The organism is Phycicoccus jejuensis, assembly GCF_044797865.1.
GTDB classification, from domain to species: domain Bacteria; phylum Actinomycetota; class Actinomycetes; order Actinomycetales; family Dermatophilaceae; genus Phycicoccus; species Phycicoccus jejuensis.
In genome coordinates, this window is sequence record NZ_CP085209.1 from 2,595,116 (window position 1) to 2,619,591 (window position 24,476).

Sequence of the window (24,476 nt, forward strand, 5' to 3'; positions counted from 1 at the left end):
AGGACCACGGGGTGACCAGGAAGCAGGAGCGGGCCCGCGCCCGCCGCCGCTGGGAGAAGCAGCAGGCGAAGCAGTCGCAGCGGCAGCAGGACCGAGCGCGGCTCCAGCGGCTCTCGGCCGTCGTGGCCGTGGTCGTCGTCGTGCTCGGCGTCGTCGGGGTCCTCGCCGTGACGGTCGGCCGCGGAGGTGGCGACGAGGCCGCACCCGGCGCGGACAACACGCCCGCGACCGTGGTCGCCGGCTGCCAGCCGCCGCCCAGCCCCCTCGGGACCGCGTCCGAGCTGACCCTGCCGGACAAGGCGACCGCCCAGGGCAAGGTCTTCGACGCCACGATCGCGACCAACTGCGGCGACATCGTCGTGCGCCTCGACGGCGCCAAGGCCCCGCAGGCCGTCGCCTCCTTCCTCCAGCTGGCCCGCGATAGCTACTGGAAGGACTCCCCCTGCCACCGGCTGACGACCGCCGAGACCCTCAAGGTGCTCCAGTGCGGTGACCCGACCGGCACCGGCCAGGGCGGCCCGGGGTACGGGTTCGGCGTCGAGAACGCGCCGAAGGACGGCAGCTACCCGCGGGGCACGCTCGCGATGGCGCGCACCCAGGACCCGAAGGAGGGCAACGGCGGCCAGTTCTTCATCGTCTACGGCGACTCGAGCCTCCCCGACCCCGACGGGTACACCGTGTTCGGCACGGTCACCTCCGGGTTGGATATCGTCGACCGCGTCGCCGCCGAAGGGGTCGCTCCGAACGCGAGCTCACCGGACGACGGATCGCCTGCCGCACCGATCAGCATCCTCAGCGTTGCTGTCACCGAGGAGAAGTCCTGACCGTGTCCGAGGACCAGCCCACACCCCGTCCCCCCGTGCCCTCGCCGGCCGCGCTCGCCAAGCGGGTCGCCCCGCGCCCCGCGGCGCCGCCTGCCGCGGTGCCCGAGCACTCCGAGTCCGCGCGCTTCGGGCGCGCCGACGAGGAGGGCCACGTCTTCGTCACCGTCGGTGACGAGGAGCGCGAGGTCGGCTCCTACCCCGGCGCGACCCCGGACGAGGCCCTGCAGTACTTCGCCCGCAAGTACGACGAGCTCGCGGCGTCCGCCGCCCTGCTCGAGGCCCGCCTGGCCAACCCCGACGTCTCCGCGAAGGAGGTCGCCGACGGGCTGGGCACGCTCAAGGAGCACGTCGAGCAGGCCAACGTCGTCGGCGACCTGCCGGCCCTGCACGCCACCGTCGAGCGGGTCGAGGCCGGCCTCGAGGCCAAGCGCTCGGCCGAGTCCGAGCAGCGCCGCGCCGCCCGCGCGGAGGCCGCGACCCGCCGCGAGGCGATCGTCGCCGAGGCCGAGACCATCGCGGCGCAGCCCCCGGGCAGCACGCAGTGGAAGCAGAGCGGCGAGCGGATGCGGGCCCTCCTCGAGGAGTGGAAGGGCCACCAGCGCAGCGACGTCAAGCTCGACAAGCCCACCGAGACCGCGCTGTGGCAGCGCTTCAGCCACGCCCGCAACGCCTTCGACAAGGCGCGCCGTGCGTGGTTCGCCGAGCTCGAGACGACCCGCGCCGACGCGAAGTCGACCAAGGAGTCGCTCGTCGCCGAGGCCGAGTCGATGTCGACGAGCACCGACTGGGGCCCCACCGCCCGCGCCTACAAGCAGCTGATGGACCGCTGGCGCCAGGCCGGCCGGGCCAGCCGCAGCGACGACGACGCCCTGTGGGAGCGCTTCCGGGCCGCCCAGGACGCGTTCTTCACCGCGAAGGACGCCGCCTCGGCCGCCGAGGACGAGGAGTTCCGCGGCAACCTCGCCGTCAAGGAGGAGCTCCTCGTCGAGGCGGAGGCGCTGCTGCCGGTCACCGACCTCGAGGCCGCCAAGGCGTCCCTGCGGGGCATCCAGGACCGGTGGGAGGCCGCGGGCAAGGTCCCGCGCGCCGACATCGAGCGCGTCGAGAAGCGGATGCGCCGCGTCGAGACCGCCGTGCGGGAGGCCGACGACCAGCGCTGGAAGGCCACCAACCCCGAGCTGTCCGCCCGGGCCCGGAGCATGGCCGAGCAGCTCGAGGCGGCCGTCGCGAAGGCGGAGGCCGACGTCGCGACGGCCGAGGCCTCCGGCGACGAGCGCAAGGCCGCGGCCGCGCGCGAGCGGCTCGCGTCGCAGCAGCAGTGGCTCGACCAGGCCCGCGCCGGCCTGGACGAGTTCGGCGGCTGACGCCCCGCACCGACGCCCACCCGGCGGGGCGCCGCGGACCTCAGTGGTCCCGGCGCCCGCCGGTGACGCGCTCGGCGTCGAGGACGCCGTCGACGTTCTGCACGGCCCGGATGACGTGACCGAGGTGCCCCGGGTCGCCCATCTCGAAGGTGAAGCGCAGGATCGCGACGCGGTCGCGCGAGGTCTGGACCGATGCCGAGAGGATGTTGACCCCGTGGTCGGAGATGACTCGGGTGACGTCCGACAGCAGCCGTGAGCGGTCGAGCGCCTCGACCTGGAGCTGGACGAGGAACAGGCTCGCCGACGTCGGCGCCCACTCGACCTCGATGATCTTGTCCGACTGCGCGAGCAGCGAGTCGGCGTTGGTGCAGTCGCGCCGGTGGACCGAGACGCCGTTGCCGCGCGTGACGAAGCCGAGGATCTCGTCACCGGGCACCGGCGTGCAGCAGCGCGCGAGCTTGACCCAGACGTCCGACATCCCCTTGACGACGACGCCCGGGTCGCCCGAGCGGCGCGCCCGTGGGCGGCTGAGCACGGGTGAGGCGACCTCGGCGATGTCCTCGCTGGCCCCCTCCTCGCCGCCGACGGAGGCGACGAGCCGCGAGACGACGTGCTGCGCGCTGACGTGCCCCTCCCCGACCGCGGCGTAGAGCGCCTCGATGCCGGGGTGGCGCAGCTCCTCGGCGACACCGGTGAGGGACTCGACGGAGGTGAGCCGCTGCAGCGGCAGGCCCTGCTTGCGCATCGCCTTCGCGAGGGCCTCCTTGCCCTCCTCGATCATCTCCTCGCGGCGTTCCTTGGTGAACCAGTGCTTGATCTTGTTGCGCGCCCGGGCGGAGCGCACGAACGAGAGCCAGTCGCGCGAGGGGCCGGCCGAGTCGGCCTTGGACGTGAGCACCTCGACGACGTCGCCGTTGTCGAGCCGGCTCTCGAGCGGCACGAGCCGCCCGTTGACCCGGGCACCGATGCAGTGGTGGCCGACCTCGGTGTGCACCGCGTAGGCGAAGTCGACGGGCGTCGCGCCGGCGGGCAGCCCGACGAGCTGGCCCTTCGGGGTGAAGACGTAGACCTCGCTCGCGGTGATCTCGAAGCGCAGCGACTCGAGGAACTCGCCCGGGTCGGCGGTCTCCTTCTGCCAGTCGAGGAGCTGGCGCAGCCAGGCCATGTCGTTGACCGGGCCGGTCTGCCCGTCGCGGGCGTGGGCACCGGGGGCCGGACCGTTGGGGTCCTCCTTGTACTTCCAGTGCGCGGCCACGCCGTACTCCGCCCGGCGGTGCATGTCGTGGGTGCGGATCTGGATCTCGACGGCCTTGCCGCCCGGGCCGATGACCGTCGTGTGCAGCGACTGGTACATGTTGAACTTGGGCATCGCGATGTAGTCCTTGAACCGGCCGGGGACCGGGTTCCACCGCGCGTGGAGGGCGCCGAGCGCCGCGTAGCAGTCGCGCACCGTGTCGACGAGGACGCGGACGGCCACCAGGTCGTAGATCTGGTCGAAGTCGCGGCCGCCGACGATCATCTTCTGGTAGACGGAGTAGTAGTGCTTCGGGCGCCCGGTGACCGTCGCCTTGAGCTTCGCCGAGCGCAGGTCGGACCCGACCTCGTCGCGCACCTGCGCCAGGTACTCCTCGCGGGCCGGGGCGCGCTCGGCGACGAGCCGCACGATCTCGTCGTAGACCTTCGGGTAGAGGGTCTGGAACGAGAGGTCCTCCAGCTCCCACTTGATCGTGTTCATCCCGAGCCGGTGCGCGAGCGGCGCGTAGATCTCGAGGGTCTCCTTGGCCTTGCGCTGGGCGCTCTCCTGCGAGACGTAGCGCCACGTCCGGGCGTTGTGCAGGCGGTCGGCGAGCTTGATGACGAGGACCCGGATGTCGCGGGCCATCGCGACGACCATCTTGCGGACGGTCTCGGCCTGCGCGGCCTGGCCGTAGGTGACCTTGTCGAGCTTGGTCACGCCGTCGACGAGCATCGCGATCTCGTCGCCGAAGTCGCGGCGCAGCGCCTCGAGGCTGTACGCGGTGTCCTCGACGGTGTCGTGCAGGAGGGCGGCCGCGAGGGTCGTCGGGGTCATGCCGAGCTCGGCGAGGATCGTCGTCACCGCGAGCGGGTGGGTGATGTAGTCGTCGCCGCTGCGGCGCTTCTGCCCCTGGTGGGCGCGCTCGGCGACGGCGTACGCGCGCTCGACGAGGGCGATGTCGGCCTTGGGGTGCGTGCTGCGGACGGTCTGGAGGAGCGGCTCGAGCACCGGGTTGCTCGGCGGGCGGTTGCGCCCGACGCGCGCGAGGGCAGCCCGCGCCCTGGCCCGGGACCCCACCCCGGCCGCGCCGTTCCCCGGGGTGGCGGCTGTCGTCTGCTCCGCCATGCCGGGAGTCTAGTCGCGGGTCAGGCGACGACGTGCAGCGCCCGCACCTCGCGGTCGCCGAGCCGGTCGCGCCCACCGAGGAAGGCGAGCTCGACGACGCAGTCGAAGCCGACGACGTGCCCGCCCACGCGCTCGAGCAGCTCCCAGGCGGCGAGGGCGGTGCCGCCGGTGGCGAGCACGTCGTCGACGAGGACGACGCGGGCGCCGGCCGGGACGGCGTCGGCGTGCACCTCGATGGTCGCCGAGCCGTACTCGAGGTCGTAGGACGCGGCCACCGTGTCGCCGGGGAGCTTGCCGGCCTTGCGGAGCGGCACGAACCCGACGCCCATCGCGTGCGCCAGCGCGGCGCCCACGACGAAGCCGCGGGCCTCGACGCCGGCCACGAGGTCGACCTCGCCGCGGCGGCCGTCGGCCAGCGCGCCGATGACCTCGCCGAAGGCCACGGGGTCCGCGAGCAGCGGGGTGATGTCCTTGAAGACCACCCCGGGGCTCGGGAAGTCCGCGACGTCGCGCAGCGAGCGGGCGACGACCTCGTCGACGCCGTCGTGGGGCAGCGCGGTCACCGCTTGGACTTCGGCGTCCGGCGCGGCTGGTTGCGCGGGCCGGAACGGGCGTACTCGTGGACGGCCCGACCGGTGAGGGTCGCGCCCTCCTCGCGGTCGACCTGGCCGGCCGCGACCGAGGCGGCGGGCACGGAGTCGTCGTCGGCCGCGGGCACCGGCTCGCCGGCCTCCTTGGCCTTCTTCGCCTGGTGGCGGCGCGCGCGCTTCTCGAGGTCGACGACCTTCTCCTCGCGGCGGCGCAGCGTGACGAGCACGGGCGTGGCGATGAAGATCGACGAGTACGCGCCGACGAGGATGCCGACGAACAGCACGAGCGAGAGGTCGACGAGCACACCGGGGCCGAGGAAGACCGTGCCGACGGCGAGCACCGCGGCGATCGGCAGGAGGCCGATGACCGTCGTGTTGATCGAGCGGACCATCGTCTGGTTGACGGCGAGGTTCGCGGCCTGCGCGAAGGTCATCCGGCCGTTGGCGAACGCCTCGTTCGTGTTCTCGCGCACCTTGTCGAAGACGACGACGGTGTCGTAGAGGCTGTAGCCGAGGACGGTGAGGAAGCCGATCATCGTCGCCGGCGAGATCTCGAAGCCGCTGAGGCTGTAGATGCCGACGGTGATGATGAGGTCGTGCACGAGCGCGACGAGCGAGGCGGCCGCCATCTTCCAGTTGCGGAAGTAGATGCTCAGCATGATGACGACGGCGACGAGGAAGATGACGAGCGCGCGCAGCGCCTGGCCGCTGACCGACGCGCCCCACGACGGGCCGATGAAGGTCGCGCTGACGTTCTCCTCGGGGACGTCGAAGGCCTGGGCGAGCTCGCCGCGGACCTGCTGGCTGTCGGTGTCGGACAGCTTCTCGGTCTGGACGCGCACGGTGTTGTTGCCGACGAGTGTCACGTTGACGCCGCTGGCGTCCTCGGCCGCACCGACGGCCTCGCGGGCGGTCTGCTCGTAGCCGCTCGGGGTCGAGCCGGTGGCGATGCGGAACTCGGAGCCGCCGCGGAACTCGAGGCCGAGGTTGAGGCCCTGCACCGTGAGGCCGAGGACGGCGACGACGATGAGGACGAGCGAGCCGAGGTAGAACGACCGGCGCTTGGCGACGACCGGGATCGAGCGCTTGCCGGTGTAGAGGTCGTTGCCGAGCTCGGAGAACGAGGTGCTCACGCGCGGCTCCCTTCGGTGGCGGGGGCGGCCGGTTCGACGGGGGTGAACCGGCCGCGTCCGGCGTACGTGCGCTTCTTCGCGCCGAGCCTGCGCGGGTCGAGCCCGGAGAGCCGGTGGCCGTCGCGGAAGAACGGCACCCGGGTCAGCAGCGTGAGCAGCGGGTGGGTGAACCAGAAGACGACGAGCAGGTCGATGAGCGTCGTGAGGCCGAGGGTGAACGCGAAGCCGCGCACGCTCGAGCTCGCGAGCACGTAGAGGACGATCGCCGCGAGGAAGTTGACGCCGTCGGCGATGAGGACCGTGCGCTTGGCGCGGTTCCACCCGGTCTCGACGGCGCTCGCGAGGGAGCGGCCCTCGCGCAGCTCGTCACGGACCCGCTCGAAGTAGACGATGAAGCTGTCGGCGGTGAAGCCGATGGCGACGATCAGTCCGGTGACGCCGGCCATGTCGAGGCGGTAGTTCTGCGCCCACCCGAGGATCGTGATCGCCAGGTAGGTGAGCAGGCCGGCGACGACGATCGAGCTGATCGTCACGAACCCGAGCACCCGGTACTGGACGAGCGAGTAGACGACGACGAGCAGGAGGCCGATGAGCCCGGCGATGAAGCCGTAGCGCAGCTGCTCGCCACCGAGGGTCGGGCTGATGTCGACGCTCGACTGCTCCGTGAAGGACAGCGGCAGGGCGCCGAACTTCAGCTGGTCGGCGAGCTCCTTGGCCTCGGCGAGGGTGAAGCCGCCGGTGATGCTCGCGCGGCCGTTGGGGATCGCCTCGTTGAACTGCGGCGCGACGATGACGCGCGAGTCCAGGACGGTCGCGAGCTGGTTCTGCGGCGAGGGCAGCGAGACCATCGTGCGGCTGATGTCGGCGTACTGGCGGGCGCCCTCGCTGTTGAAGGTGAGGGCGATCTCGACCGTGCTCGTGACGACACCCTGCGGGTTGGTCTGGTAGCCCGCGGTGGCGTCGGTGATCTTGTCGCCGGAGACGGCGACCGGGCCGAGGATGTACTTGGTCGAGCCGTCGTCGGAGCAGGTCACGAGGGGCTCGGACTCGACGTCGCGGACGTTGTCGAGGGCCTTGGGGTCGGCGCAGTTGAGGTCGTCGTACGCCTGCTGGACCTCGGGCGTGATCCACGCGAGGTCGGTCGGGCCGCTCGGCGCGGCGCTGCCGCTGCTGCTCGGGGACGGGCTCGGGCTCGCGGACTCCGAGGGGCTCGCGGACGGGATGGGGCTCGCCGCGGTGAGCGCCTCGTTGACGGCGCTGTTCTGCGTCGAGGACGCGCTCGGGGCCGGCGAGGCGGTGGCCGATGCCGAGGCAGAGGGGGACGGGGACGCCGCACCGCTCGCGGAGGCGCTCGGCGACGTGCTCGGGGACCCCGTCGGCACCGGGACGCCGGAGCCGATCGCGAGGACGGGGCGGAACTGCATCTGCGAGGACTGGCTGATCGCGTTGCGGACGGCCTGGGTCGGGATCTCGGGGATGCTGACGACGATGTTGCTGTCGCCCTGGGTCGTCACCTCGGCGCCGGAGACGCCGTTGGAGTCGACGCGCTGGACGATGATGTCACGCGCTTGCGCGAGGGCCTCGGCCGAGACCGCCTGGCCGCTGCTGACCCGCGGCTCGAGGATGATCTGGGTGCCGCCCTCGAGGTCGAGGCCGAGCTTGGGGGTGGCCTGCCCGTCGCTCCAGAGGATCGACCCGGTGAGGACGCCGCCGAGGGCGACGACGAGGACGGTCAGGCCGATGAGGGCCCGGCGGGCCAGCGTGCGCGGTGCGGTGCTCGCCACGTCAGCGCACCTCTCCCGCGCGCATCCCGATGGCCCGGCGGTCGAACCGCAGGGCGACGCCGCTGCCGACGTCGAGCGTCGCCACCTGGTCGTCGAGCGCAGTGATCGTGCCGTAGAGACCCGACGTCGTCACGACCTCCTCGCCGACCGCGAGGGAGGCCTGGAGGGCCTGCACCTGCTGCCCGCGCTTGCGCTGGGTGAAGAACATCCAGACGAGGAGGAGGAACGGCAGTCCCAGGATCAGGAGGTAGGCGAGGCCGGAGCCGGAGCCGGAAGACATCGGAGTTGGTCCTTCGGAGCGGGGGTCCCCCGCGCTGTGGTGAACAGTGGGTCGGCCCGGGAGCACCGGGCCGAGGACTCACTGTAGGCGAGACGCGGACGCCCCACCAACGATCCGACACGCCGGCGCGTGCCCGGCCCGCCGCGGCGGCGCGGGTCAGCCGCCGAGCCGGCCGGGGCCGTCGTCGAGCAGCGGCAGGGCGCCCTGCTGCGGGGCGCCGGCCGGCGGGTGCAGCCCGAGGTGGCTCCAGGCCCGGGCGGTCGCGGCCCGCCCGCGCGGGGTGCGCGAGATGAAGCCCTCCCGCACGAGGTAGGGCTCGGCGACCGTCTCGACGGTGTCCGACTCCTCCCCCACGGCGACGGCGAGGGTCGAGAGACCGACCGGCCCGCCGGCGAACCGGCGGCACAGGGCCTCGAGGACGGCGCGGTCGAGGCGGTCCAGGCCGGCGTCGTCGACGTCGAAGAGGGCGAGGGCGGCCCGGGCGGCGGCGTGGTCGACGTGGCCGTCACCGTGGACCTGCGCCCAGTCGCGCACCCGGCGCAGCAGGCGGTTGGCGATGCGCGGTGTGCCCCGCGAGCGGCCGGCGACCTCGGTGATGCCGTCGGCGTCGGCCTCGACCCCGAGCAGGCCGGCCGAGCGGCGCAGGATGGCCACGAGGTCGGCGGTGTCGTAGTAGTCGAGGTGGCCGGTGAACCCGAACCGGTCACGCAGCGGCGCCGGCAGCAGCCCGGCGCGGGTCGTCGCGCCGACGACGGTGAAGGGCGGCAGCTCGAGCGGGATGGCGGTGGCGCCGGGGCCCTTGCCGACGATGACGTCGACCCGGAAGTCCTCCATCGCGAGGTAGAGCATCTCCTCCGCGGAGCGGCTCATCCGGTGGATCTCGTCGAGGAAGAGGACCTCGCCCTCGTCGAGGCTGGAGAGGACGGCGGCGAGGTCACCCGCGTGCTGGATGGCCGGGCCGCTCGTCACGCGGATCGGGCGCTCGAGCTCGGCGGCGACGATCATCGCCAGCGTCGTCTTGCCCAGGCCCGGCGGGCCGGAGAGCAGGACGTGGTCGGGCGGGCTGCCGCGGCGGCGCGCGGCCTCGAGGACCAGGCCCAGCTGGTCGCGCACGCGGGGCTGGCCGGGGAACTCGGCGAGCCGGCGCGGGCGCAGCGCGGCCTCGACGACCCGCTCGTCGTCGCTGCCCCCGGCGTCGACGACCCGGGCGGTGGCGTCGAAGGAGCCGTCGTCCTCGCGGTCGTCGGCCTCGTGGACCTCGCTCCCCCAGGCCCGTGACGCGCTCACGGCCGCAGCTCCCGCAGGGCCAGGCGCAGCAGCGCGGCGATGTCGGCGTCGGCCGGGGCGCTGCCGGCGACCCGCTCGACGGCGTCGCCCGCCTGCTTGGCGGACCAGCCGAGGCCGACGAGGGCCTCGGCGACCTGGCCGCGCCACGGCTCCTCGCCGGGCACGACCGGGGCGGGCGCGTCGGGCCCGGCGCCGGTGCGCACGGCGCCGACCTTGTCGCGCAGCTCGAGGACGAGGCGCTGGGCGGACTTCGCGCCGATGCCGGGGATGGCGGTCAGGGCCTTGGCGTCGCCCGACGACAACGCGGCCGCGAGCTGGTCGGGCCCCATGACCGAGAGCATCGCGAGGGCGAGGCGCGGCCCGACGCCCGAGACCGTCTGGACGGTCTCGAACATGTCGCGCTCGGCCGGGCTGCCGAAGCCGTAGAGGGTCAGGGAGTCCTCGCGGACGACGAGGGTCGTCGCGAGCGCGGCCTCCTGGCCGCGGTGGCAGGCCGCGGCCGTCGCCGGGGTGGTGTGCACCAGCATCCCGACGCCGCCGACCTCGAGGACCACGTGGTCGAGCCCGACGTGGCCGACCGGCCCGCGCAGCGAGGCGATCATCCGCGGGCCGCCTTCGCGAGGGCGTCGAGGCGCGCGGACTGGGCGCCGCGCCAGGCGTGACAGATGGCGAGGGCCAGGGCGTCGGCGGCGTCCGCCGGCTTCGGCGGGGTCGCGAGGCCGAGGATGCGGGTGACCATCGCGGTCACCTGGGCCTTGTCCGCGCGGCCGGAGCCGGTGACGGCCGCCTTGACCTCGGTCGGGGTGTGGAAGACGACGGGCACCTCACGCTTGGTGGCGGCGAGCAGCGCGACGGCGGTGGCGTGCGCGGTGCTCATGACATTGGTGATGTTGGAGTCGGCGAAGACCCGCTCGACGGCGACGACGTCGGGCCGGTAGCGGTCGAGCCAGCCCTCCATCTCGCGCTCGAGGAAGACCAGCCGCTCCCCCGGGTCGCCGTCGCTCGGTGTGCGGACGACGCCGACGGCGACCATCCGGGCACGCCCGAGCCGACCGTCGACGACCCCGAGGCCGCAGCGGGTGAGGCCGGGGTCGACACCGAGGACGCGCACGCGGGCTCCTTCACCGACCGATGGAACAGGTGTTCGACACCCACGCTACGACCCCGCGGGTCGCTCCCCCGGCACCGACACGCGGCGCCGGTCAGTCCTCGGCGTCGAGCTCGGCGAGGACGTCGTCGGGGATGTCGCCGTTGGCGAAGACGTCCTGGACGTCGTCGGAGTCCTCGAGCGCCTCGATGACGCGGATCATCTTCTTCGCGCCGTCGGCGTCGAGCGGGACCTGGAGGTTCGGGACCCACGAGGCCTCGGCCGAGTCGTAGTCGATGCCGGCGTCCTGGAGCGCGGTGCGGACCGCGACGACGTCGGTCGCCTCGGAGACGACCTCCCACGCGTCGCCGTTGTCGTTGACCTCCTCGGCCCCGGCCTCGAGGACGACCTCGAGGATCTCGTCCTCGCCCTTGTCGTCGCTCTTGGGGACGATGACGACGCCCTTGCGGTTGAAGACGTAGGCCACCGATCCCGGGTCGGCGAGCTGGCCGCCGTTGCGGGTCAGGGCGGTGCGCACCTCGGCCGCCGCGCGGTTGCGGTTGTCGGTGAGGCACTCGATGAGCAGGGCCACGCCGCCGGGCGCGTAGCCCTCGTACGTGATGGTCTGCCAGTCGGCCCCGCCCGCCGTCGCACCGGAGCCGCGCTTGACCGCGTTGTCGATGTTGTTGTTGGGGACCGACGACTTCTTGGCCTTCTGGATCGCGTCGTAGAGCGTCGGGTTGCCCGCCGGGTCACCACCGCCGGTGCGGGCCGCGACCTCGATGTTCTTGATGAGCTTGGCGAAGAGCTTGCCGCGCTTGGCGTCGATCGCCGCCTTCTTGTGCTTGGTGGTCGCCCACTTGGAGTGGCCGCTCATGAACGCTCCCTCTGGCTCTGCTTCACGATGTCGACGAACAGGCGGTGGACCCGGTGGTCACCGGTCACCTCCGGGTGGAAGGACGTGACCAGCAGGTCCCCCTGCCGCGCGGCGACGATCCTACCCGCGGCCGGGCCGTGCTCGACCCGCGCGAGGACCTCGACGGCCTCCCCCGCCTCCTCCACCCACGGCGCCCGGATGAACACCGCGCGCACCGGCTCGCCGCCGAGCTCGCGGATGTGCAGGTCCTCCTCGAAGGAGTCGACCTGCCGCCCGAAGGCGTTGCGGCGCACGAGGATGTCCATCCCGCCGAGCGTCTGCTGACCGGCCGCACCGTCCGCGAGGCGGTCGGCGAGGAGGATCATCCCGGCGCAGGAGCCGTAGACCGGCAGGCCGGCCGCGATGCGCTCGCGCAGCGGCGCCTGGAGGTCGAAGGCGCGCACGAGCTTGTCGATGGTCGTCGACTCGCCGCCGGGCAGGACGAGCCCGTCGACGGCCTCGACCTCGGCGGGCCGGCGCACCGTGACGGCGCGGGCGCCGCCGCGCTCGAGGGCGACGAGGTGCTCGCGCACGTCGCCCTGCACGGCGAGCACGCCGACGGTGGGGGTGGTGGTCACGCCGACCGACTCTACGGGCCGCCGCGACCTAGGCTGCACCGGTGCCCGAGCCCACCGTGCGCCCCCGCCGGCCCGCCGACGTCCCTGCCCTCGTCGAGGTGCTCGCGGCCCAGCAGCCGGCCTCGCGCTACCCGGTGCGCTGGCCGCTGCCCTTCCCCGTCGAGGAGTTCGTCGTCCGGCCGGGCGAGCTCGGCGCGTGGGTCGTGACCGTCGACGGCGCGGTCGCGGGGCACGTCGCCGTCCTCGAGCCCGGGGAGGGCTGGGAGACCGCGGCGTTCGTCGAGGCGACCGGGTTGCCGGCCGCGCGGCTCGGCACGGTGTCGACGCTCTTCGTCGACCCCGCGCGCCGCGGCCTCGGGCTCGGCTCCCGGCTGCTCGAGGTGGCCGTCGGGCACGTCCGGTCGCTCGGGCGCACCCCGGTGCTCGACGTCGTCCAGGAGCACTCCGTCGCCGCCGACCTCTACCGGCGCCGCGGCTGGCGGGTCGTCGGCGAGGCGCGCCCGCACTGGCTGCCCGCCGACCGCGAGCCGGTGCTGCTCATGACCCTCGACGCCTGACGGCGCCCCGCGTCAGACCGAGACGCCGTCCCGCCCACGCTCCTTGGCGCGGTAGAGCGCGCGGTCGGCCATGTGGCGCAGGCCGTCGAGGTCGGCGACCTTGCCCACCGCGAGCCCGACGCTCACCGTGACGCGCAGGTCGTCGGCGAGGTCCTCCCAGTGGTCGCTGCGCACGAGCTCGGCGAGGTCGAGGCACCGGTGCAGGGCGGTGTCGAGCCGGTCGGTGTCGAGCAGGAGCAGGAACTCGTCCCCTCCCCAGCGCACGACGAGGTCGGTGCCGCGCACGACCGTCCGCAGGCAGCTCGCGACCCGGACGAGCACCTCGTCGCCCACCTCGTGGCCGTGGGTGTCGTTGACCGACTTGAAGTGGTCGACGTCGACGAGGACGAGCGTCACCTCGTCGCGCACGGTGCCCGGCTCCGCGCCGAGCAGCCCGTCGACGTGGGTCTCGAGCCCGCGCCGGTTGGCGACCCCGGTCAGCGCGTCGACCTCGGCGGCGACCCGCAGCCGGGCGTGCTCGCTCGACAGGTACTCGTTCTGGATGAGCGAGCCGATGGCCTCGAGGGCGGCGATGCGCGCCTCCTGGCGCCGCTGCGCCAGCTCCCGGGCGACCCGCAGCCCGGCCGTCTCGTAGCCCAGCTCCTCGGCCTCGAGCTCGGCGTCACGGGTCAGCGCCAGCAGGTACAGCTCGGGCATCCGGACCCGGTCCCAGGCCTCGATCGCGGCGGCGAGGTGCTCGCGCGCCGTGCGGGGGTCGGGCTCGGTGAAGGAGCGTGCGAGACCGAGGTAGGTCGCGAACTCCGCGTTCTCCTCGTCCGCGGGCGGGCGCGGCGTCCCGGAGGCGGGCGGCGCGATGGCGTCGATGAGGTTCTCGAAGATGTGCAGGTCCACCTGCCAGCTCTCGGGCAGCAGCTGCAGCGGCACCCGCTGCACCGCGTCGCGCGCGAGGATGCCGAGCTCGTGGAGGTCCTCGCTCGGGCCGGTCTGGCGGGTCACGCACAGCCGGCGCAGCTGGATCTCGGCGCGGTTGTACATGGCCGTGGCCATCCGCCAGGCGTCGCGCTCGTCGCTCCCCAGCTGGTCGGCGGCCGACGAGGTGTGCTCGAGGGCGAGGTCCCACATGTCCCGGTCGAGGTAGCCGGTCGCGCACTCGACGTGCGCCGAGCCGAGCATCTCGTGGCCCCGCGGCGCCCCGCGCAGGAGGACGGTCGCGCGGGTCAGGTCGCGGTCCGCGTCGAGCCGCGGCCGGTCGTCCCACATCTCGGCGGTGGCGCCCTGGGCCAGGGCCAGCGCCTCCCAGACGATGTCGCCCTGCGCCCGCGCGCGCTCGCGCAGCCGGACGAGGTGACGGCGCCGCTCGACGGCACCGTCCGCGGCGAGCAGCCGCACGTACTCCAGCACCATGAGGACGTCGACCCAGCCCTCCTGCGCGGCGCGCGAGGCGATCTCCTCGAGCCGGAGACGGTCGAGGGCGTCCGGGGTCTGCGCCGTGAGGATGAGCGCGCGCGACTCCTCGAGCAGCTCCTGGTGCTCCGCGCTGCGCGCCTGTGGACAGTCCGGTGGCTGTGTCGTCGTGGCTCCCCGCATGACGTCGAGTGTGCGACGTCCGTCACTGCACCGCAGGGATGTCCGCAACTCGGAGGCGCAAGTGTGGCCGAACGTCCATCACCTGCGCGAGGTGCTTGCCGGACGGCGCGCGAGGTGCCGAGGGGCGGACCGGATAGCGTCGGGCCATGTCGTCAGTGCTGACCGCCCGCGCCCGGGACCTCGACGCCGACCACGCTGGGACGGACCTGCGCTCCCGCTTCGTGCTGCCGGAGGGGGTCGTCTACCTCGACGGCAACTCGCTCGGCGCGCTGCCCACCGGTGTCGCCGACGCGGTCGCCGACGTGGTGCACCGGCAGTGGGGCGAGCGGCTCATCGCGAGCTGGAACGAGGCCGACTGGTGGGGTGCGCCGACCCGCGTCGGCGACCGCGTCGGGGCGCTCGTGGGCGCCGCCCCCGGGCAGGTCGTCTGCACCGACTCGACGACCGTCAACCTCTTCAAGGTCGTCGTCGCGGCCGCCCGGATGCGCCCGGGGCGGCGCGTCGTCCTCACCGACCCCGCCTCCTTCCCCACCGACCTCTACGTCGCGGCCGCCGCCGCCCGCGACACCGGGCTCGTCGTCGAGCACGTCTCCCCCGCCGACGCCCCGGCCCGCATCGCCGAGCTCGGTGACGACCTCGCGCTCGCGTCCTACAGCTCGGTCGACTACCGCACCGGCGAGCTCTGGGACCTGCCGGCGGTCACGCGCGCGGCCCACGCCGTCGGCGCCCTCGTGTGCTGGGACCTCTGCCACTCGGCCGGGGTGCTGCCCGTCGACCTCGACGCCCACGAGGTCGACCTCGCCGTCGGGTGCGGCTACAAGTACCTCAACGGCGGGCCGGGCGCCCCGGCGTACCTCTACGTCGCGCAGCGCCACCAGAACGCCTTCGACCAGCCGCTGTCGGGGTGGAACGGGCACGCGACCCCCTTCGCGATGGCGCCCGAGTTCGCGCCGGCCGCCGGGATCGCGCGCGGCCGCGTCGGCACGCCCCCGCTGCTGTCGATGCTGGCGCTCGAGGCGGCCCTCGCCGCGTACGACGACGTCGACGTGGCGGACCTGCGGGCCCGCTCGCTCTCGCTCACCGGCTACTTCCTCGAGTGCCTCGACACCCTCCTGCCCGACCTCGAGGTCGCGACCCCGAGGGACGACGCCCGGCGCGGCTCGCAGGTGAGCGTCCGGCACGAGGGGGCCTACGGGGTCGTCCAGGCGCTCATCGCCCGGGGCGTCGTCGGCGACTTCCGCGAGGCCGACATCGTGCGGCTCGGCTTCAGCCCGATGTACCTCACCCACGCCGACGTCCTGCGCGCCGCCGAGGAGCTCGTCGCGGTCCTCGACGGCGGCGAGCACGAGCGGCCCGAGTTCGCGGAGCGCGCCCAGGTGACCTGAGGCCCGTCGGCTGGTTCGATGGTCCGGTGAGCGCCGCCTCCGTCACCACCGACCGCGGGACGCTGGCGGCCTTCATCCTCCTCGGCGGCGTCCTCGGCGACCGGTTCGGCCGCCGGCGGGTGTTCGTCGTCGGGGTGGTGTGGTTCGCGGCCGCCTCGCTGCTGTGCGGAGCCGCCCCGGACGCCGGGCTCCTCGTCGCGGCCCGGGCCCTCCAGGGGGTCGGCGCGGCGCTGCTCACGCCGGGCAGCCTCGCGATGATCCAGGCGAGCATCGCCCCCGCCGACCGCGGCCGGGCCATCGGCGCGTGGTCGGGCCTCGGCGGCGTGGCCACCGCGGTCGGGCCCTTCCTCGGGGGCTGGCTGGTCCAGTCCTTCTCGTGGCGGTGGGTGTTCCTCGTCAACGTCCCGCTCGCCGCGGTGGTCGTCGTCCTCGCGGTGCGGCACGTCCCCGAGAGCCGCGACCCCGGCGCGAGCGGCCCGGTCGACGTCGCCGGCGCGGTGCTCGGCGCGCTGGCCCTCGGCGGGGCCACCTACGCCCTGATCTCGGCCGGCGAGTCCGGCGCCTCGGCCGCCGTCCTCGTCGCCGGTGTCACCGGGCTGCTCGCCGCCGCCGCCTTCGTCGTCGTCGAGCGGCGGGCCCCCTCTGCGATGCTCCGCTTCGACGCCTTCCGGGGGGCGCAGTTCCGTGCCGCCAACCTCGTGACCTTCCTCGTCTACGCGGGCCTCGGGGCGGTCTTCCTCCTCCTCGTCGTCCAGCTGCAGGTGGTGTCCGGCTTCTCGCCGATCGCGGCCGGGACGGCCCTGCTGCCGGTGACCGGGGTGATGCTCCTGCTCTCCTCGACCTCCGGCGCGCTCGCCGCGCGTCTCGGGCCCCGGCGGCAGATGGCGGTCGGACCGGTCGTCGCTGCGGCCGGGGTGCTCCTCATGCTGCGGCTCGGCCCGGGGGCGTCGTACCTGCTCGACGTCCTGCCGGCGGTGCTCGTCCTGGGCCTCGGCCTCGTGACGATGGTCTCGCCGCTCACCGCCACGGCGCTGGCGGCCGCTCCGGCGGAGCACGCCGGGATGGCCTCGGGCGTCAACAACGCCGTGGCCCGCACCGCCGGCCTGCTGGCCGTCGCCGTCGTCCCCGCCGTGGCCGGGCTGTCCGGGCGCGCCTACGACGACCCGGTCGCCTTCGACGCCGGGTTCGCGGTCGCCCTGTGGGTCAGCGCGGCTGCCCTCGCCGCCGGCGGGGTGCTCGCGTGGCTCACCGTGCGCGACGACGTCCTCGCCCCCGCGGCCGGCGACCGGCAGCTGACGTTCTGCGCCGGGGTGGGCGCGCCACCCCTCGCGACCCGCGTCGACGCCACGGGCCGCCCCGACTGCGAGCCGGTCCGGCCCGTCACCACCACCGAGGAGGACCCGATGCCCTGTACGCACCTGACCGACCCCACGCCCCCGACCCCGAGCGGCGACGGCTGTGTGGAGTGCCTGCGCGACGGCGGCACGTGGGTGCACCTGCGGCTGTGCCAGGAGTGCGGCCACGTCGGCTGCTGCGACTCCTCACCCGGCCGCCACGCGACGGCGCACGCGCACGCCACAAAGCACCCGGTCGCGCGCTCCTTCGAGCCCGGCGAGGAGTGGTTCTACTGCTACGTCGACGGCGTGGCGCTCGAGGTGCCCGGCGCCCCACCCGCGCCGAGCCACCCCTGAGCGCCGGCCGTCACCAGCCGCGCTCGGCGAGGCGGTGCGGCTGCGGGATCTCGTCGACGTTGATGCCGACCATCGCCTCGCCGAGGCCGCGCGAGACCTTGGCGATGACGTCGGGGTCGTCGTGGAAGGTCGTGGCCTTGACGATGGCCTCGGCGCGCTGCGCGGGGTTGCCGGACTTGAAGATGCCCGAGCCGACGAAGACGCCCTCGGCGCCGAGCTGCATCATCATCGCGGCGTCGGCCGGGGTGGCGATGCCGCCGGCGGTGAAGAGCACGACGGGCAGCTTGCCGGTCTCGGCGACCTCCTTGACGAGGTCGTACGGGGCCTGGAGCTCCTTGGCTGCGACGTAGAGCTCGTCGGGCTCCATCGAGCGCAGGCGGTTGATCTCCTTGCGCAGGGAGCGCATGTGCGTCGTCGCGTTGGAGACGTCGCCGGTGCCGGCCTCGCCCTTGGAGCGGATCATCGCCGCGCCCTCGGTGATGCGGCGCAGCGCCTCGCCGAGGTTGGTCGCACCGCAGACGAAGGGGACGGTGAACTGCCACTTGTCGATGTGGTTGGCGTAGTCGGCCGGGGTGAGCACCTCGGACTCGTCGATGTAGTCGACCCCGAGGGACTGCAGGACCTGCGCCTCGACGAAGTGGCCGATCCGGGCCTTGGCCATGACGGGGATCGAGACGGCCTCGATGATCGAGTCGATCATGTCCGGGTCGCTCATCCGCGAGACACCGCCCTGGGCGCGGATGTCGGCGGGGACGCGCTCGAGGGCCATGACGGCGACGGCGCCGGAGTCCTCGGCGATCTTCGCCTGCTCGGCGGTGACGACGTCCATGATGACGCCGCCCTTGAGCATCTCGGCCATGCCGCGCTTGACGCGGGTCGTGCCGGTGCCGGTGGTCGTGGGGGCGCTCTGCTGCTCGGTCATGGGCGCGATTCTAGGACGGTCGCGCGGGTGCTCCCGACCACGGTTCGACAGCGCTCAGCGGGCCAGGGCGGAGGGCAGGTCGTCGTCGAACTCGACCCGCTCGGGCAGCGCCGCGTGACCCGCCAGCCGGAAGACGCGCACGACCCACTTCCCGCGCACCCGGCGCACCTCGCGCACCGCGTCGTTGTGGAACCGCCGGGCCATCCGCACCCGCAGGGCGCTGGAGGCGATGCGGTCGAGCGACTCCTCGACGAGCTCGGCGCCGTCGGCCCGCAGCCGCGTCACGACGTCGTCGGTGAGGGTGACCGAGAGCACCTCGCTCAGCGCGGACTCGACCTCCTCGCGCCCGCCGAAGTGCTGCCCGTCGAGGAGGTCCTCGGCGAGCGGGTGCTCCGTCGTGCGCTCGACCGACTCGGTCGCGGCGTCCGCGAGCAGCAGGGCGGTGGCCGGGTCGAGCGCACCGCTGTTGGCCAGCTCGAGGGTGGCCTCGGCGCGGCGGACGAGCTGGGCGTCGAGCGCGCTCATCGCGCCCTCGGCCTTGGCGTGCAGCCGGTCGAGCCGGGCCGCCGCGTACGAGAGGTACCAGGCGGCGACGATGAGGACGATGACGACGAAGGTCGTCACCTGGAGGATGTCGACGTCGCTCACGAGCCCCCCGTCCCCGGGACGCTGCGGACGAACCGGCTCCACAGGCCGCGGGGCGGCTCCGCGAGCTCGGCGTGCGCGCCCTCGAGCACCGTCTCGTAGACGGCCATCACCTGGCCCGAGACGCGCGACCAGTCGAAGGTGCGGGCCCGGTCTCGGCCCTCGCGGGACAGGTGCTCGCGGCGGGCGGGGTCCGCGATCAGGCCGACGACGGCCTCACCGAGCGCGGCGGCCGAGCCCGCCTCGAAGGTGACGCCGACGCGCCCCCCGTCGAGCACCGCCACGAAGGCCGAGAGGTCGGAGGCCACGACGGGTGCGCCGGCGGCCATCGCCTCGACGAGCACGATGCCGAAGCTCTCGCCGCCGAGGTGCGGCGCGAGGTAGGCGTCGACCGAGCGCAGGAGGCTGGCCTTGTCGGCGTCCGAGACGGCGCCGAGGACGACGGTGGCGGCGGCCACGCGCGGCTCGACCCGCTTGAGCAGGTCGTCGGCCTCCCCCGGTCCGGCGACGAGCAGCCGGGCCCGCGGGTGGACGTCGAGGACCGCCGGCAGGGCCGCGAGGGCGACCCCGAGGCCCTTGCGCGGCTCGTCGACCCGGCCGAGGAACGCGAGCGTCGGCGCGTCGGGGGTGCCGGTCCACTCCGGACGGCGGGGCGCGACGTCGAACGCGTCGACGTGCACGCCGTTGGGGATGATGTAGGTGTCACCGCCGAGGTGCCGGCGCACGGTGCGCGCGGCGTCCTCCGAGACGGCGATGCGGGCGCGGATCTTCTCCAGCGAGGGCCGCAGCAGCGGGTTGGCGGCGTGCATGGCCCGGGAGCGGACGGTCGAGGTGTGGAAGGTGGCGACGACCGGCTCCTCGGCCGCCCAGAGCGCCATCAGCGACACCGACGGCGTGACCGGCTCGTGCAGGTGCACGACGTCGAAGGCGCCCGTCTCGAGCCAGCGGGTGACCCGCGCGGAGGTCACCGGGCCGAAGGTCAGCCGGGCCACCGAGCCGTTGTAGCGCACCGGCACGGCGCGCCCGCACGAGGTGAGGTACGACGGGAGGTCCGAGTCCTCGTCGGCCGGTGCCAGCACCGAGACGTCGTGGCCCTGCGCGATGAAGACCTCCGCGAGGTCGCGGACGTGGAACTGCACGCCTCCCGGCACGTCCCACGAGTAGGGGCAGACGATCCCGATCCTCACGAGGTCACACCCTGCCGCGCCAGGCGGTCCTCGTCGAGGTCCTCGAGGAAGACGCGCTGGAGCATGTGCCAGTCGGCCGTGTGCTCGCGCACCGCGGAGCCCAGCGCGTCCGCGCACTGCTGCACCATCGAGACGACCTTCTCGCGGGTGGCGCCGGTCTCCGGCACGGTGACCGCCGGGTGGAACGTGATGACGATGCCCCAGCCGCGGCCGCGTCGCTCGTGCCGGATCGACACCGGGAAGAGCGGCCGGCGCTCGGCGAGGGCGAGGGCCGCGGGACCGGGCGCCATCCGCGCCGGGTGGCCGCAGAGGTCGACGGTGACGCCCTGGTGGGTGAGGTCGCGGTCGGCGAGCAGCGGGACGAGGCCGGGACGGCGCGCGGCCTCGCGCAGCGCCGGGAAGACGGCGGGCCCCCCGGTGAGCGGCAGGATGGTCATCCCGAGGCCCTCGCGGAAGGCGAGGAACTCGCGGAAGACCTCCTCGGGCTCGAGCCGCTCGGCGACGGTCGTCACCGGGCCGAGGTGCACCGTGCACCAGGCGCCCGCGAGGTCCCAGTTGCCGAGGTGACCGAGGAAGCAGACGACGCTGCCGCCGGCGTCGAGCGCCTCGCGCACCGGGGCGTCGCCCTCGAGCCGGACGCGCGCGGCGAGCTCGTCGGGGCCGAGCTCGGGCAGCCGGAAGGCCTCGCAGTAGTAGCGCAGGTAGGAGCGCATCCCGTCGCGGACGAGGGCGTCGAGCGCGGCGTCGTCGAGCTCGGGGCGCACCCGCGCGTAGTTGGCGCGCATTCGCGCGGCACCGCCCCGGGCGACCGTGAGGTCGGCGACGGCGTCGAAGAGCCGGTAGGCGGCGCGCTCCGGCATCCGCCGGACGGCGGCCCAGCCCAGGCGGTGCCCGGCGAGCACGGCGGCGTCGCCGAGCCGCGCCGGCACTCCCCTCACGCGGCGCCCAGCGCCTGCCGACGCACCTCGAGGATGCGCTGGACGACGGTGACGAGGCTCGCGAGCGCGAGGACGGCGAGGACGACCCCGAGGAAGACGGTGGGGATGGAGAACAGCCCGGTGAGGCCGGTGGCCACGAGGACGGCGACGAGCCGGTCGGCGCGCTCGGCGATGCCGACGTTCGCCGTCATCCCCAGGCCCTCGGCGCGGGCCTTGGCGTAGGAGACGACGCTGCCGAGGATGAGGCAGGCGAGCGCGAGCGCGGCCATGTACGCGTTCCCGCCGTTGCCCGCGTACCAGAGGACGAGGCCCCCGAAGACGGCCGCGTCGCCGACCCGGTCGAGCGTGGAGTCGAGGTAGGCGCCCCAGCTGCTGGAGCGCCCGAGGCGCCGCGCCATGATGCCGTCGACGGTGTCGGAGAAGACGAACGCCGTGATGACGAGGGTGCCGACGAAGAACTCGCCGCGCGGGTAGAACACGAGCGCGCCCGCGGCCACGCCGATGGTCCCGATGACGGTGACGACGTCGGGGCTGATGCCGAGCCGCAGGAGCAGCGAGGCGACCGGGGTGAGGAGCTTCGTGAAGAACGCGCGCGCGTATCGGTTGAGCATGGTCCGGTCAGCGTAGTGGGGACCCGCGATCCTCTTGTGCAGGGTGCCGGGGAGGAGTTGATTGGGGGCATGAGCGGAACACCGGCCCCGACCGTCACGGACACCACCCGCCTGCGCACCGTCCTCCTCCTCGGACCGAGCGGCGCGGGGACCTCGCGGCTCTTCGACCGCGTCGTCGAGGAGCTCGCCCCGCGGTCGGGGACCCGGTCGAAGGGCTCGGAGCCCTCGGGCCTGCGGGCCGCGACCCTTGCGTGCGGGGAGGTGGTGATGACCCTCCTCGACGCCCCGGGCAACCCCGACTTCGTCGGGCAGGTGAGGGCGGGTCTGCGTGCTGCGGACGCCGCCCTCTTCGTCGTCTCGGCCGCGGACGGCGCCGACGCCCGCTCGCGCCAGCTCTGGCACGAGTGCGCGGTCGTCGGCATGCCACGGGCGGTCGTCGTCACGCAGCTCGACGCCCGCGACGCCGACTTCGTCGCGACGCTCGAGGACTGCCGGGCCCACTTCGGCGCGGGCATCCAGCCGCTCGGGGTCCCGGTGGCGGGCGTCGACGGCGCGGTGACCTCCATCGCCGACCTCCTGCTCGGCGAGATCCACGACTACGCCGGGGGCGCGCGGACGGTGCGGCCCGCCGGCGCGGAGCACGCCGACGCCTTCGACACGCACCGTCCCGGGCTCGTCGAGGGGATCATCGAGGAGTCCGAGGACCCGGAGCTGATGGACCGCTACCTCGCCGGGGAGGACCTGCCGTTCGAGACGCTCGAGCGCGACCTGCTCCAAGCGGTGGCCCACGGCGCGTTCCACCCCGTGCTGCCGGTCTCGGGTGAGACCGGCGCGGGGCTCGACGTGCTGCTGCACCTCGTCGAGGCGGCGTTCCCGCACCCGGGGATGCGTCCGCTGCCGACCGTGACGCCCGTCGGCGGCGGCGACCCGGTGCCGATCACGGCCGACCCGGACGGCCCGCTCGTCGCCGAGGTCGTCCACACCGAGTCCGACGCCTACGTCGGCCACCTCTCGCTGGTGCGCGTCTTCTCCGGGACGCTGCGCGCGGACCGCCCCGTGCACGTCTCGGGCCACCTCGAGCTGCTCGACGGCCCGACCGGCGAGGGGCACGAGGCGCACGACGACGACGTGCGGCCCGGGTCGCTCGGGTCGCCGCTCGACGGTGAGCTGCTCGCGAAGGAGCAGGCCATGGCCGGGGAGGTCGTGGTCGTGACCAAGCTCGCCGGCGCGCAGACCTCCGACACCCTCTCCGACCCCGCGCACCCGCTCCTCGTCACCCCGTGGGCGCTGCCGGACGCCCTCCTGCCGGCGGCGGTGCGGGCCGCGACGCGCGCCGACGAGGACCGGATGCCCGTCGCGTTCCGCGAGCTCGCGGCCGAGGACCCGTCGCTGCGGATCGAGCACGACCCCGAGACCGGCCAGGTCGTCCTGTGGACCACCGGCCCGGCGCACCTCGACCTCGTCCTGCACCGCCTGCGCGACCGCTTCAACGTCGGGGTCGAGCAGGAGCCGGTGGCCGTGGCGCTCAAGGAGACCGCGGTGACCCGGTCGCAGGCGCAGGGCCGGCACGTCAAGCAGTCCGGCGGCCACGGGCAGTACGCGGTCTGCCACCTCACCCTCGAGCCGCTCCCCCGCGGCTCCGGCGTCGAGTTCGCCGAGGTCGTCGTCGGCGGCGCCGTCCCGCGGCAGTTCATCGGCAGCGTCGAGAAGGGCGTGCACGCGCAGCTGGCCAAGGGCCTGCTCGCCGGGTGGCCGGTCACCGACGTCCGCGTCACCCTGACCGACGGCAAGGCGCACAGCGTCGACTCCTCCGACATGGCCTTCCAGACCGCGGCCGGGCTCGCGCTGCGCGAGCTCGCCTCCCCGCAGTCGCTGTGCCTGCTCGAGCCGATCGACACCGTGACGGTCGAGGTCGACGACGAGCACCTCGGGGCGGTGATGACCGACGTCAGCACCCGACGCGGGCAGATCATCGGCTCCGAGCCGGCCGAGGGCGACACCGGCCGCTCGGTGCTCACGGCGGCGGTGCCGCGCCTGGAGCTGCTCGACTACGCCGTGGCCCTGCGCTCGCTCGCGCACGGCACGGGGACCTTCCGGCGCGAGCCGCGCGGCTACGAGGTGCTGCCGGACCGCCTGGCCCGTGAGCACCTGAGGGCCACGGCCGACTCCGCCTGACGGTGCCTCAGGCGGGCCAGTGCGCGGCGAGCCGGGCGCGCACGTCCTCCAGCAGCATCGGCACGGCCTTGGTGCGCGCGACGATCGGCAGGAAGTTGCTGTCGCCGCCCCAGCGCGGCACGACGTGCTGGTGCAGGTGGGCCGCGACGCCGGCCCCGGCGACCGCGCCCTGGTTCATCCCGAGGTTGAAGCCCATCGGCGCCGACGCCGCCTCGAGCGCACGGACGGCCTGCTTGGTCAGCAGGGTGAACTCGGCCGTCTCCTCGTCGGTGAGGTCGACGTAGAGCGGGACGTGCCGGTAGGGGCAGACGAGGACGTGGCCGGGGTTGTACGGGAAGAGGTTCATCACGACGTAGCAGTGCTCGCCGCGGTGGACGACGAGCCCCTCCTCGTCGCTCTTGCCCGGGGCCGCGCAGAAGGGGCAGCCGTGGCCGGCGTCGGGGTCGGGGCGGTCCCCCTGGATGTAGACCATCCGGTGCGGGGTCCACAGCCGCTCGAAGCCGTCCGGCTCACCAGCGAAGTCGGCGGTGCTCTCGAGGTCGGCCATGCCCCCGATCCTAGGTGCGTCGCCCC

Annotated in this window: 23 protein-coding genes; 6 read left to right on the forward strand and 17 right to left on the reverse strand. The window is 74.2% G+C overall.

Annotation, left to right across the window (positions count from 1 at the left end):
- Nucleotides 1–11: 11 nt before the first annotated feature.
- Nucleotides 12–824, forward strand: coding sequence for a peptidylprolyl isomerase (locus LG324_RS12340; RefSeq protein WP_404348259.1), 813 nt, complete (start codon nucleotides 12–14; stop codon nucleotides 822–824).
- A gap of 2 nt (nucleotides 825–826) precedes the next feature.
- Nucleotides 827–2,188: a DUF349 domain-containing protein gene (locus LG324_RS12345; protein ID WP_404348261.1), complete on the forward strand. Its 1,362-nt coding sequence runs from the start codon at nucleotides 827–829 to the stop codon at nucleotides 2,186–2,188.
- Nucleotides 2,189–2,228: 40 nt separating this feature from the next.
- Here the strand turns inward: LG324_RS12345 and LG324_RS12350 are convergent, their stop codons facing one another.
- From LG324_RS12350 to pdxT, 10 genes are all read right to left on the reverse strand, one after another.
- Complete coding sequence (locus LG324_RS12350; RefSeq protein WP_207021726.1) at nucleotides 2,229–4,550, reverse strand: bifunctional (p)ppGpp synthetase/guanosine-3',5'-bis(diphosphate) 3'-pyrophosphohydrolase; 2,322 nt, start codon at nucleotides 4,548–4,550, stop codon at nucleotides 2,229–2,231.
- A 20-nt stretch (nucleotides 4,551–4,570) separates the two neighbouring features.
- A complete protein-coding gene (locus LG324_RS12355) occupies nucleotides 4,571–5,104 on the reverse strand; it encodes an adenine phosphoribosyltransferase (RefSeq protein WP_404353143.1) in 534 nt (177 codons plus the stop codon).
- Nucleotides 5,105–5,109: 5 nt separating this feature from the next.
- Entirely contained in the window at nucleotides 5,110–6,273 is a 1,164-nt protein-coding gene (gene secF / locus LG324_RS12360; RefSeq protein WP_404348262.1) for a protein translocase subunit SecF, read from the reverse strand.
- Nucleotides 6,270–8,057: a protein translocase subunit SecD gene (secD, locus tag LG324_RS12365; protein WP_404348264.1), complete on the reverse strand. Its 1,788-nt coding sequence runs from the start codon at nucleotides 8,055–8,057 to the stop codon at nucleotides 6,270–6,272. Before secD ends, secF begins: the two co-directional genes overlap by 4 nt.
- 1 nt (nucleotide 8,058) lies before the next feature.
- The gene (gene yajC / locus LG324_RS12370; protein WP_030529128.1) at nucleotides 8,059–8,337 is read right to left on the reverse strand and encodes a preprotein translocase subunit YajC; all 279 of its coding nucleotides are present in this window, start codon (nucleotides 8,335–8,337) and stop codon (nucleotides 8,059–8,061) included.
- A gap of 156 nt (nucleotides 8,338–8,493) precedes the next feature.
- The gene (ruvB, locus tag LG324_RS12375; RefSeq protein ID WP_215511650.1) at nucleotides 8,494–9,624 is read right to left on the reverse strand and encodes a Holliday junction branch migration DNA helicase RuvB; all 1,131 of its coding nucleotides are present in this window, start codon (nucleotides 9,622–9,624) and stop codon (nucleotides 8,494–8,496) included.
- The gene (ruvA, locus tag LG324_RS12380) at nucleotides 9,621–10,226 is read right to left on the reverse strand and encodes a Holliday junction branch migration protein RuvA (protein ID WP_404348267.1); all 606 of its coding nucleotides are present in this window, start codon (nucleotides 10,224–10,226) and stop codon (nucleotides 9,621–9,623) included. Before ruvA ends, ruvB begins: the two co-directional genes overlap by 4 nt.
- Nucleotides 10,223–10,735, reverse strand: coding sequence for a crossover junction endodeoxyribonuclease RuvC (ruvC, locus tag LG324_RS12385; protein ID WP_030529125.1), 513 nt, complete (start codon nucleotides 10,733–10,735; stop codon nucleotides 10,223–10,225). Before ruvC ends, ruvA begins: the two co-directional genes overlap by 4 nt.
- Before the next feature lie 91 nt (nucleotides 10,736–10,826).
- Nucleotides 10,827–11,588, reverse strand: coding sequence for a YebC/PmpR family DNA-binding transcriptional regulator (locus LG324_RS12390; protein ID WP_030529124.1), 762 nt, complete (start codon nucleotides 11,586–11,588; stop codon nucleotides 10,827–10,829).
- Entirely contained in the window at nucleotides 11,585–12,205 is a 621-nt protein-coding gene (gene pdxT, locus LG324_RS12395) for a pyridoxal 5'-phosphate synthase glutaminase subunit PdxT (protein WP_030529123.1), read from the reverse strand. Before pdxT ends, LG324_RS12390 begins: the two co-directional genes overlap by 4 nt.
- A 41-nt stretch (nucleotides 12,206–12,246) precedes the next feature.
- On the opposite strand from pdxT, the gene LG324_RS12400 reads away from it, so the two are divergent.
- Nucleotides 12,247–12,762: a GNAT family N-acetyltransferase gene (locus tag LG324_RS12400; protein WP_207021719.1), complete on the forward strand. Its 516-nt coding sequence runs from the start codon at nucleotides 12,247–12,249 to the stop codon at nucleotides 12,760–12,762.
- A gap of 12 nt (nucleotides 12,763–12,774) precedes the next feature.
- On the opposite strand, the gene LG324_RS12405 is transcribed toward LG324_RS12400, so the two are convergent.
- Complete coding sequence (locus LG324_RS12405; protein ID WP_404348270.1) at nucleotides 12,775–14,349, reverse strand: GGDEF domain-containing protein; 1,575 nt, start codon at nucleotides 14,347–14,349, stop codon at nucleotides 12,775–12,777.
- Between the two features lie 146 nt (nucleotides 14,350–14,495).
- On the opposite strand from LG324_RS12405, the gene kynU reads away from it, so the two are divergent.
- Complete coding sequence (kynU, locus tag LG324_RS12410) at nucleotides 14,496–15,734, forward strand: kynureninase (RefSeq protein WP_404348272.1); 1,239 nt, start codon at nucleotides 14,496–14,498, stop codon at nucleotides 15,732–15,734.
- Between the two features lie 26 nt (nucleotides 15,735–15,760).
- A complete protein-coding gene (locus LG324_RS12415; RefSeq protein ID WP_404348275.1) occupies nucleotides 15,761–17,425 on the forward strand; it encodes an MFS transporter in 1,665 nt (554 codons plus the stop codon).
- A gap of 10 nt (nucleotides 17,426–17,435) precedes the next feature.
- Here LG324_RS12415 and pdxS read toward each other — a convergent pair whose 3' ends face one another.
- The 5 genes from pdxS to pgsA are packed head-to-tail and all read right to left on the reverse strand — an operon-like array spanning nucleotide 17,436 to nucleotide 21,728.
- On the reverse strand, nucleotides 17,436–18,347 hold the full coding sequence (gene pdxS, locus LG324_RS12420; RefSeq protein ID WP_030529118.1) for a pyridoxal 5'-phosphate synthase lyase subunit PdxS: 912 nt from the start codon (nucleotides 18,345–18,347) through the stop codon (nucleotides 17,436–17,438).
- Nucleotides 18,348–18,401: 54 nt separating this feature from the next.
- Nucleotides 18,402–18,995, reverse strand: a complete 594-nt coding sequence (locus LG324_RS12425) for a hypothetical protein (protein ID WP_404348277.1) — start codon at nucleotides 18,993–18,995, stop codon at nucleotides 18,402–18,404.
- Nucleotides 18,992–20,179: a glycosyltransferase family 4 protein gene (locus LG324_RS12430; RefSeq protein WP_404348279.1), complete on the reverse strand. Its 1,188-nt coding sequence runs from the start codon at nucleotides 20,177–20,179 to the stop codon at nucleotides 18,992–18,994. Before LG324_RS12430 ends, LG324_RS12425 begins: the two co-directional genes overlap by 4 nt.
- Nucleotides 20,176–21,117 (reverse strand): phosphatidylinositol mannoside acyltransferase, encoded by a 942-nt coding sequence (locus tag LG324_RS12435; RefSeq protein ID WP_404348281.1) that lies wholly within the window; start codon nucleotides 21,115–21,117, stop codon nucleotides 20,176–20,178. The genes LG324_RS12430 and LG324_RS12435 overlap by 4 nt, the downstream gene beginning before the upstream one ends.
- Nucleotides 21,114–21,728, reverse strand: coding sequence for a phosphatidylinositol phosphate synthase (gene pgsA / locus LG324_RS12440; protein WP_030529114.1), 615 nt, complete (start codon nucleotides 21,726–21,728; stop codon nucleotides 21,114–21,116). Before pgsA ends, LG324_RS12435 begins: the two co-directional genes overlap by 4 nt.
- Before the next feature lie 69 nt (nucleotides 21,729–21,797).
- On the opposite strand from pgsA, the gene LG324_RS12445 reads away from it, so the two are divergent.
- Nucleotides 21,798–23,903 (forward strand): elongation factor G, encoded by a 2,106-nt coding sequence (locus tag LG324_RS12445; RefSeq protein WP_404348283.1) that lies wholly within the window; start codon nucleotides 21,798–21,800, stop codon nucleotides 23,901–23,903.
- Between the two features lie 7 nt (nucleotides 23,904–23,910).
- Here the strand turns inward: LG324_RS12445 and LG324_RS12450 are convergent, their stop codons facing one another.
- Nucleotides 23,911–24,450 (reverse strand): HIT domain-containing protein, encoded by a 540-nt coding sequence (locus LG324_RS12450; RefSeq protein WP_030529112.1) that lies wholly within the window; start codon nucleotides 24,448–24,450, stop codon nucleotides 23,911–23,913.
- Nucleotides 24,451–24,476 lie beyond the last annotated feature (26 nt).

Bases quoted from the DNA above. Each gene is read 5' to 3' on its own strand.
- LG324_RS12350 (WP_207021726.1), bottom strand. From the start codon at position 4,550: ATGGCGGAGCAGACGACAGCCGCCACCCCGGGGAACGGCGCGGCCGGG.
- yajC (WP_030529128.1), bottom strand. From the start codon at position 8,337: ATGTCTTCCGGCTCCGGCTCCGGCCTCGCCTACCTCCTGATCCTGGGA.
- ruvA (WP_404348267.1), bottom strand. From the start codon at position 10,226: ATGATCGCCTCGCTGCGCGGGCCGGTCGGCCACGTCGGGCTCGACCAC.
- LG324_RS12390 (WP_030529124.1), bottom strand. From the start codon at position 11,588: ATGAGCGGCCACTCCAAGTGGGCGACCACCAAGCACAAGAAGGCGGCG.
- LG324_RS12405 (WP_404348270.1), bottom strand. From the start codon at position 14,349: ATGCGGGGAGCCACGACGACACAGCCACCGGACTGTCCACAGGCGCGC.
- kynU (WP_404348272.1), top strand. From the start codon at position 14,496: ATGTCGTCAGTGCTGACCGCCCGCGCCCGGGACCTCGACGCCGACCAC.
- pdxS (WP_030529118.1), bottom strand. From the start codon at position 18,347: ATGACCGAGCAGCAGAGCGCCCCCACGACCACCGGCACCGGCACGACC.
- pgsA (WP_030529114.1), bottom strand. From the start codon at position 21,728: ATGCTCAACCGATACGCGCGCGCGTTCTTCACGAAGCTCCTCACCCCG.
- LG324_RS12445 (WP_404348283.1), top strand. From the start codon at position 21,798: ATGAGCGGAACACCGGCCCCGACCGTCACGGACACCACCCGCCTGCGC.
- LG324_RS12450 (WP_030529112.1), bottom strand. From the start codon at position 24,450: ATGGCCGACCTCGAGAGCACCGCCGACTTCGCTGGTGAGCCGGACGGC.